Origin of the sequence: Lelliottia nimipressuralis, from assembly GCF_004115925.1 — a bacterium.
Lineage (GTDB): Bacteria > Pseudomonadota > Gammaproteobacteria > Enterobacterales > Enterobacteriaceae > Enterobacter > Enterobacter nimipressuralis.
On record NZ_SDDX01000030.1, the window covers coordinates 71,729 to 80,398 of the forward strand.

The 8,670-nt window shown below is 51.9% G+C and carries 6 protein-coding genes, 1 tRNA gene and 1 rRNA gene; 6 read left to right on the forward strand and 2 right to left on the reverse strand.

Features of this window, described 5'->3' with window-relative positions; translation table 11 throughout:
* Window positions 1-7 precede the first annotated feature (7 nt).
* The 6 genes from ETG88_RS20805 (at window position 8) to ETG88_RS20830 (ending at window position 8,284) form a co-directional block, all read left to right on the forward strand.
* Window positions 8-3,118: an efflux RND transporter permease subunit gene (locus tag ETG88_RS20805; protein WP_129036310.1), complete on the forward strand. Its 3,111-nt coding sequence runs from the start codon at window positions 8-10 to the stop codon at window positions 3,116-3,118.
* Between the two features lie 311 nt (window positions 3,119-3,429).
* Window positions 3,430-3,651, forward strand: a complete 222-nt coding sequence (locus ETG88_RS20810; RefSeq protein WP_015960684.1) for a lipoprotein — start codon at window positions 3,430-3,432, stop codon at window positions 3,649-3,651.
* 478 nt (window positions 3,652-4,129) lie between these two features.
* A complete protein-coding gene (locus ETG88_RS20815; protein ID WP_107702739.1) occupies window positions 4,130-5,155 on the forward strand; it encodes an amino acid ABC transporter substrate-binding protein in 1,026 nt (341 codons plus the stop codon).
* Between the two features lie 68 nt (window positions 5,156-5,223).
* On the forward strand, window positions 5,224-6,405 hold the full coding sequence (locus ETG88_RS20820) for an amino acid ABC transporter permease (protein WP_100778668.1): 1,182 nt from the start codon (window positions 5,224-5,226) through the stop codon (window positions 6,403-6,405).
* A 9-nt stretch (window positions 6,406-6,414) separates the two neighbouring features.
* Window positions 6,415-7,518 (forward strand): amino acid ABC transporter permease, encoded by a 1,104-nt coding sequence (locus ETG88_RS20825; protein WP_129036312.1) that lies wholly within the window; start codon window positions 6,415-6,417, stop codon window positions 7,516-7,518.
* Between the two features lie 7 nt (window positions 7,519-7,525).
* Window positions 7,526-8,284, forward strand: a complete 759-nt coding sequence (locus ETG88_RS20830) for an amino acid ABC transporter ATP-binding protein (protein ID WP_100778666.1) — start codon at window positions 7,526-7,528, stop codon at window positions 8,282-8,284.
* Between the two features lie 126 nt (window positions 8,285-8,410).
* On the opposite strand, the gene rrf is transcribed toward ETG88_RS20830, so the two are convergent.
* Together rrf and ETG88_RS20840 are read right to left on the reverse strand one after the other, a co-directional pair.
* Window positions 8,411-8,526 (reverse strand): 5S ribosomal RNA (rrf, locus tag ETG88_RS20835).
* A gap of 41 nt (window positions 8,527-8,567) precedes the next feature.
* Window positions 8,568-8,643, reverse strand: a tRNA-Thr gene (locus tag ETG88_RS20840).
* Window positions 8,644-8,670: the final 27 nt, after the last annotated feature.

Consider the following 8,670-nt stretch of genomic DNA (forward strand, 5'->3'; position numbering starts at 1 on the left):
ATAATCAATGGCTAACTTCTTTATTCAAAGGCCGATTTTTGCCTGGGTACTTGCCATCATTCTGATGATTGCGGGTGGGCTGGCGATTCTCAAACTGCCCGTGGCTCAGTATCCCACGATTGCGCCACCCGCTGTTGCCGTCACAGCCGTTTACCCTGGTGCGGACGCACAAACGGTGCAGGATACGGTGACGCAGGTTATCGAACAGAACATGAACGGTGTCGATAATCTGATGTACATGTCCTCCACCAGTGATTCCGCGGGAAACGTGACCATTACCCTGACCTTCCAGTCAGGCACCGATCCTGATATCGCGCAGGTACAGGTTCAGAACAAACTTCAGCTGGCGATGCCGCTGCTGCCGCAGGAAGTTCAGCAGCAAGGGATCGGCGTGAAAAAATCCAGCAGCAGCTTCCTTCTGGTCGCGGGTTTTGTGTCTGATAACAAAAACCTGACCCAGGATGATATTTCCGATTACGTTGCGTCTAACGTGAAAGACACCATCAGCCGAACTTCCGGTGTGGGCGATGTTCAGATGTTTGGCGCACAGTACGCGATGCGTATCTGGCTCGACAGCAATGCCCTGAATAAGTATCAGCTGACACCGCTGGATGTAATTAATCAGCTCAAAACCCAGAACAACCAGATTGCGGCCGGTCAGTTAGGCGGAACGCCGTCGGTTCCGGGCCAGCAGCTTAACGCCTCCATCATTGCGCAAACGCGCCTGAAAACACCGGAAGAGTTTGGCAAAGTCACACTGAAAGTGAATCAGGACGGCTCAATGGTGCATTTGAAAGATGTGGCCCGTATTGAGCTTGGCGGCGAAAACTACAACATGGTGACCAAGATTAACGGCCAGGCGGCCACCGGTCTGGGCATCAAGCTGGCGACAGGCGCCAACGCGCTGGACACAGCCGCTGCCATTAAATCCAAACTGGCCGAACTGCAGGCCTTCTTCCCGCAGGGGCTGAAGGTTGTCTACCCTTACGACACCACGCCGTTCGTGACAATTTCGATTCATGAAGTGGTCAAAACCCTGTTCGAAGCGATTATCCTCGTCTTCCTGGTGATGTATCTGTTCCTGCAAAACTTGCGCGCCACGCTCATCCCAACTATTGCCGTACCGGTCGTGTTGCTGGGTACCTTTGCGGTGTTGGGCGCATTTGGGTTTTCCATCAATACCCTGACAATGTTTGGCATGGTGCTGGCGATAGGTTTGCTGGTCGATGACGCCATCGTCGTCGTGGAAAACGTCGAACGTGTTATGGCGGAGGATAAGCTGCCGCCGAAAGAAGCAACGCAGAAGTCGATGGAGCAAATTCAGGGCGCGCTGGTTGGTATCGCGATGGTGCTTTCAGCGGTGTTCGTGCCGATGGCCTTCTTTGGCGGCTCCACCGGTGCTATCTATCGTCAGTTCTCCCTGACCATCGTTTCGGCAATGGCGCTTTCCGTCCTTGTTGCCTTGATCCTGACCCCTGCCCTCTGCGCCACGCTGCTGAAACCCGCAGCGGAAGAGCACCACGCGAAAGGCGGTTTCTTTGGCTGGTTCAATAACGTCTTCGATAAAAGCGTGGACCATTACAGCAACAGCGTGAGCGGCATTTTACGCAAAACCGGACGTTATCTGGTGGTTTATGTGCTGATTGTTGCTGGTATGGCGGTGTTGTTCCTACGTTTACCAACCTCCTTCTTACCCGACGAGGATCAGGGCGTATTCATGACCATGGTCCAGCTGCCCGCGGGTGCCACGCAAACCCGAACGCAGCAGATCCTGGATCAGGTGCAGCAGTACTATCTGACCAAAGAGAAGGCCAACGTCGAATCGGTCTTTACGGTTAACGGTTTTAGCTACAGCGGCCAGGGGCAAAACTCCGGCATGGCATTTATCAGCCTGAAACCGTGGGATGAACGCCCGGGGGCTGAAAACGGGGTCGCCGCGATTGTCGGTCGCGCATCTAAAGCCTTCAGTCACATTAAGGATGGGATGGTCTACCCGTTCAACCTGCCTGCAATTATCGAACTGGGCACGGCTACCGGGTTTGACTTCGAACTTATCGATCAGGCAAACCTTGGGCATATCGAGCTGACAAAAGCACGTAATCAGCTGCTTGGTATGGCGAAAGAGCACCCAGACCTGCTCGAACGTGTGCGCCCTAACGGGCTGGAAGATACCCCGCAGTTCAAACTGGATGTGGACCAGGAGAAAGCGCAGGCGCTGGGGGTCAGTCTATCAGATATCAACCAGACGATTTCAACCGCGCTCGGTGGGACTTATGTGAATGACTTTATCGATCATGGTCGTGTGAAGAAAGTCTATGCGCAGGCTGACGCTCCGTTCCGTATGTTGCCGGGTGATATCAATAACCTGTACGTTCGCAGTATCAACGGCGAAATGGTGCCTTTCTCCTCGTTTAGCACGTCGCGCTGGATTTCAGGTTCACCGCGCCTTGAGCGCTACAACGGTATGCCTTCGATGGAAATTGTGGGTGAATCCGTGCGGGGTAAGAGCTCGGGAGAAGCGATGGCGATGATGGAAAGTATGGCGCAAAAACTGCCTTCCGGTATCGGTTACGACTGGACGGGAATGTCATATCAGGAACGGCTCTCTGGCAATCAGGCACCTGCGCTATATGCCATTTCGCTGATTGTGGTGTTCCTGTGTCTGGCTGCGCTCTATGAGAGCTGGTCGATTCCGTTCTCCGTTATGCTGGTCGTGCCACTGGGAGTAATTGGTGCGCTGCTTGGCGCTTCGTTAAGCGGGCTGAACAATGACGTCTATTTCCAGGTTGGGCTTCTCACCACCATCGGGCTCTCCGCGAAAAACGCCATTCTGATTGTAGAGTTCGCGAAAGACCTGATGGAGAAAGAAGGTAAAGGGGTTATCGAAGCCACCCTTGAGGCATCCCGTATGCGTTTGCGCCCCATCCTGATGACGTCACTGGCGTTTGTGCTCGGTGTACTGCCGCTGGTAATCAGCCGAGGCGCGGGCAGTGGCGCGCAAAATGCCGTGGGCACGGGGGTCATGGGCGGCATGCTCTCAGCAACGCTTCTGGCTATCTTCTTCGTTCCCGTATTTTTCGTGGTCGTCAGACGACGGTTTAATCGAATCAAGAAGTAAAACAAAGATAAAGGCGTCATCCGGCGCCTTTTCTTATTCTTTTACACAGAACATTAGCACGCAAATTATCATTGTATTATTATGCCTGCGAATAATCGTTAACTTCCTCCCGGCGTAAAATCTATTATTCGTTCCATACTTACTCCATAAATTCATGCCGTTCTGTTTTTTTCTCCATGATTTTTACAATCCACATAATTTGAGATTATTCACCCTGCTGTTGTGGATAGTTGAAGTGGTAAAATGACCATCAGCTCGATAAATACCCTATTGGTTTTATAGCGAGCCAGTTTTAATTCTGAGGTAACATCATGAAAAGATTCATTTGCGTTGCAACTCTCGCTGCGCTTCTTGCCGGTTGTGCGCACGACTCTCCGTGTGTGCCGGTGTATGACGATCAGGGCCGTCTGGTTCATACCAACACCTGTATGAAGGGCACAACCCAGGATAACTGGGAAACTGCAGGGGCAATCGCCGGTGGTGCCGCCGCTGTCGCTGGCCTGACGCTGGGTATCGTCGCATTAACGAAATAATGCTTTCCTGCAGAAGCGCGGTGCTCCCGCGCTTTTGCTTCAAACCAGTGCATTGATCTCCTGATACGTTAAAAAAACTCCCCTTTTACAACTGCGTCTCATTATTAATATCTGATTCTTCTCACATCTTTTTTGTCGCGTCTTTTTAATTTCATTTCCCAGCGTGATACTTATCACAATTCAATTACATTAAATATCCTGCCAATATTCACGCCAGAAACTACCATCCGGAATTAACTCACGAGCTAACAACTTTTGCTCTGATTTGTGGCGTAGGTTGTGATTTCGCACCATTTCGGGGCGCTCGATTTATTTATCCCTGTCTACACTCTGCATTATGCGTTCAATTCTCTCTTTTTCAGCCGAACGCAAAACTGGCATTACGTTTGCTTTATAAACGTCGGCCAACGCCACAGACAGGTAAAAGCGTTTTAAAACGACTTTCTATAACGATAAATTTCGCCACACAGGATGCATTATGAAAAAGACGATGTTAGCCAGCCTGGCCGCAGCGGGCATGTTGTTTGCTGTAGCGGGACAAGCTCATGCCGGCACAACGCTGGATGCCGTTAAAAAGAAAGGTTTTGTACAGTGCGGTATCAGTGATGGGTTACCGGGCTTCTCCTATGCCGATGCGAACGGAAAGTTCACCGGTATTGATGTCGATGTATGCCGTGGCGTTGCAGCAGCCCTCTTCGGGGATGACACCAAAGTAAAATACACCCCTCTGACGGCGAAAGAGCGCTTTACCGCTCTGCAGTCTGGCGAAGTGGACATGCTTTCTCGTAATACCACCTGGACTTCATCGCGTGACGCGGGCATGGGAATGTCCTTCACCGGCGTTACCTATTATGACGGTATCGGCTTCCTGACCCACAACAAGGCGGGACTGAAGAGCGCCAAAGAGCTCGACGGGGCGACTGTTTGTATTCAGGCAGGCACTGACACCGAGCTGAATGTCGCCGACTATTTCAAAGCCAACAACATGAAATACACGCCGGTCACCTTCGACCGCTCTGATGAATCCGCTAAAGCGCTGGAGTCTGGACGCTGCGATACGCTGGCGTCAGACCAGTCTCAACTGTATGCCCTGCGCATCAAACTGAGCAACCCGGCGGAATGGATTGTTCTGCCAGAAGTCATCTCGAAAGAACCTCTCGGCCCGGTCGTACGCCGTGGCGATGAAGACTGGTTCTCCATCGTTCGCTGGACGCTGTTCGCTATGCTGAACGCCGAAGAGATGGGCATCAACTCGAAAAACGTCGATGAAAAAGCCGCTAATCCCTCAACACCAGATATGGCGCACCTTTTGGGTAAAGAGGGTGATTTCGGCAAAGATCTGAAACTGGATAACAAGTGGGCTTATAACATCATTAAACACGTCGGTAACTATTCAGAGATCTTCGAGCGCAACGTGGGATCGGAAAGTGCATTGAAGATCAAACGTGGCCAGAACAACCTCTGGAACAACGGCGGCATTCAGTACGCTCCGCCGGTACGTTAAGTTTTTAGCTGTAACGGGCACCGCATCTGTGGTGCCCAGTCCAGAGTCATGGTTACCGAGGTTTCTTTATGTCCCATCGCCGCTTAGCCGTAAAAGGAAAACTTTCCTTTTCTCATCCCGCGGTCCGCGCCTGGCTATTCCAGATAATCGCTGTTGTCGCCGTCGTGGTCGTCGCGGTTTATTTAATTCATAACACTGTTACCAACCTGAGCAATCGCGGCATTACTTCGGGCTTTGCCTTCCTGGATCGCAGCGCTGGTTTTGGCATTGTGCAGCACTTGATTGATTATCAAGAGGGAGACACATACGGAAGAGTGTTTCTGGTCGGCCTGCTGAACACGCTTCTGGTCTCTGCGCTGTGTATTGTGTTTGCTTCGTTTCTCGGCTTTTTCCTCGGACTTGCGCGCCTTTCGGAGAACTGGTTATTACGCAAACTCTCGACGATTTATATTGAGACGTTTCGCAATATTCCGCCCCTCCTGCAGATCTTCTTCTGGTATTTCGCCGTACTGCGCAATTTACCCGGCCCGCGCCAGGCCGTTGATGCCTGGGATCTGTTTTTCCTGAGTAATCGCGGTCTCTATATTCCCTCGCCGCTGGCGGGCGAAGGGCTGTACGCGTTCATGGCAGCCATCGTTGTTGCTATCGCCATTACGATTGGGCTCTTTCGCTATAACCGCACACTTCAGATCAAAACCGGGCAACTTCGCAGAACATGGCCAGCAGGCGTTGCATTGATTGTGGGTTTACCGCTGCTCGCACACTGGACTTTCGGTGCTGCGTTGCACTGGGATATTCCACAGCTGCGTGGTTTTAATTTCCGGGGTGGGATGGTGCTGATCCCAGAGCTTGCGGCGCTGACGCTGGCGCTGTCGATTTATACCTCCGCATTTATTGCCGAAATCATTCGTTCCGGTATCCAGGCAGTACCCTATGGGCAGCACGAAGCCGCGCGATCACTCGGATTACCAAATCCGGTGACCCTGCGTCAGGTGATCATCCCGCAAGCCTTGCGCGTGATCATCCCGCCGCTGACCAGTCAGTATCTTAATATTGCCAAAAACTCCTCGCTGGCGGCTGCCATTGGTTATCCCGACATGGTTTCCCTTTTCGCCGGAACCGTGCTTAACCAGACCGGGCAAGCTATCGAGACTATCGCCATCACCATGTCCGTCTATCTGATTATCAGCCTGACGATCTCACTGCTGATGAATATCTATAACCGTCGCATCGCCCTGGTTGAGCGCTAAGGAACCATGATGACAAAAGCCGTATTGTCACAGCCCTCACGCCCGTCCAGCGCCGGAAGCTGGCGCTTCATCGCCTGGGCACGCAAGAATTTGTTCTCCTCATGGAGCAACAGTCTCCTGACGATCGTCAGTTTATGGTTGATTTGGGTGCTGATTCCCCCCCTGCTGAACTGGGCGTTTTTACAGGCAAACTGGGTAGGCTCTACGCGGGCTGACTGCACCAAGGCCGGTGCCTGCTGGGTCTTTATCCATGAGCGTTTCGGCCAGTTTATGTATGGTCTCTATCCACACGATCAACGCTGGCGCATCAATCTTGCGCTGGTTGTCGGCCTGCTGTCGATCGCACCGATGTTCTTTAAAAGTCTGCCGCGTCGTGGTCGCTATATTGCCTGCTGGGCAGTGGTGTATCCGCTGATTGTCTGGTTGTTACTGTATGGGGGAATACTGGGGCTGGAGCGTGTAGAAACACGCCAGTGGGGTGGGCTGACGTTAACCCTGATCATCGCTTCTGTTGGGATCGCCGGGGCGCTGCCGTTGGGTATTTTGCTGGCACTGGGTCGTCGTTCAACGATGCCGGTGGTACGCATTCTGTCGGTGATCTTTATCGAGTTCTGGCGCGGTGTACCGCTGATTACCGTTCTGTTTATGTCCTCGGTGATGCTGCCGCTGTTTATGGCGGAAGGCACCACGATCGACAAACTGATCCGCGCCCTGGTGGGGGTCGTGTTATTCCAGTCAGCGTATGTTGCAGAAGTGGTTCGCGGCGGGCTTCAGGCGCTGCCAAAAGGTCAGTATGAGGCTGCTGAATCGCTGGCACTTGGTTACTGGAAAACCCAGGGACTCGTGATCTTACCCCAGGCGCTCAAGCTGGTTATTCCGGGGCTGGTGAACACTATCATCGCCCTGTTTAAAGATACCAGCCTCGTGATCATCATTGGATTGTTTGATCTTTTCAGTAGTGTTCAGCAGGCCACAGTCGACCCGGCCTGGCTGGGAATGTCAACCGAAGGCTATGTTTTTGCAGCACTTGTGTACTGGATTTTCTGTTTCAGTATGTCGCGCTATAGCCAGCATCTGGAAAAGCGCTTTAATACCGGGCGTACGCCGCATTGAGGAATTTATGAGCAAAATAACGATGACCCCCGCTGACGCGATGATTACGCTGGAAAACGTTAATAAATGGTACGGGCAGTTTCATGTCCTGAAAGATATCAATCTGAAGGTAAAGCAAGGTGAACGTATCGTCCTGTGCGGCCCGTCAGGTTCAGGTAAATCTACGACGATTCGCTGTATTAACCATCTTGAAGAGCATCAACAAGGGCGCATCGTTGTTGATGGAATTGAGCTGGATGAAGATATTCGCAATATCGAACGAGTCCGCCAGGAAGTGGGTATGGTATTCCAGCATTTCAATCTGTTCCCCCATTTGACGGTATTACAGAATTGCACACTGGCGCCTATTTGGGTTAGAAAGATGCCTAAAAAAGAAGCTGAGGCGCTGGCGATGCATTATCTGGAACGGGTACGCATTGCTGAACATGCGAATAAGTTCCCCGGACAGATATCGGGGGGGCAGCAGCAGCGTGTCGCTATCGCGCGATCCTTGTGCATGAAACCTAAAATTATGCTGTTCGATGAACCGACTTCAGCGCTCGATCCAGAGATGGTTAAAGAGGTGCTGGATACGATGATTGGTCTGGCACAATCGGGAATGACAATGCTCTGTGTCACGCATGAAATGGGCTTTGCCAGAACAGTGGCAGACAGGGTGATCTTCATGGATCGCGGGGAAATTGTCGAACAGGCTGCACCGGAAGAGTTTTTTGCTCATCCGAAATCTGAAAGAACGCGAGCATTTTTGTCACAGGTGATTCATTAATCAATGATAGTTGCCCGGTGGCATTTGGTTGCCGGGCAAAAGGTGTCTGGCAACGTTCTCGTCTGATATTTCGATGTATAAACGCAAAAAGGCCATCCTTGCGGATGGCCTTTTCACTTATTTGATGTCTGGCAGTTCCCTACTCTCACATGGGGAGACCCCACACTACCATCGGCGCTACGGCGTTTCACTTCTGAGTTCGGCATGGGGTCAGGTGGGACCACCGCGCTAAAGCCGCCAGACAAATTCTTTTACTATTGCCGAACTTCAACCACGTATAAAGTGGTGCTGATACCCAGAGTCGAACTGGGGACCTCACCCTTACCAAGGGTGCGCTCTACCAACTGAGCCATATCAGCACGCTAAATTTGATGCCTGGCAGTTCC

What these genes read in the sequence shown, in the direction of transcription:
- ETG88_RS20805 (WP_129036310.1), top strand. Translation starts at nt 8, where the DNA reads ATGGCTAACTTCTTTATTCAAAGGCCGATTTTTGCCTGGGTACTTGCC.
- ETG88_RS20825 (WP_129036312.1), top strand. Translation starts at nt 6,415, where the DNA reads ATGACAAAAGCCGTATTGTCACAGCCCTCACGCCCGTCCAGCGCCGGA.
- ETG88_RS20830 (WP_100778666.1), top strand. Translation starts at nt 7,526, where the DNA reads ATGAGCAAAATAACGATGACCCCCGCTGACGCGATGATTACGCTGGAA.
- ETG88_RS20820 (WP_100778668.1), top strand. Translation starts at nt 5,224, where the DNA reads ATGTCCCATCGCCGCTTAGCCGTAAAAGGAAAACTTTCCTTTTCTCAT.
- ETG88_RS20810 (WP_015960684.1), top strand. Translation starts at nt 3,430, where the DNA reads ATGAAAAGATTCATTTGCGTTGCAACTCTCGCTGCGCTTCTTGCCGGT.
- ETG88_RS20815 (WP_107702739.1), top strand. Translation starts at nt 4,130, where the DNA reads ATGAAAAAGACGATGTTAGCCAGCCTGGCCGCAGCGGGCATGTTGTTT.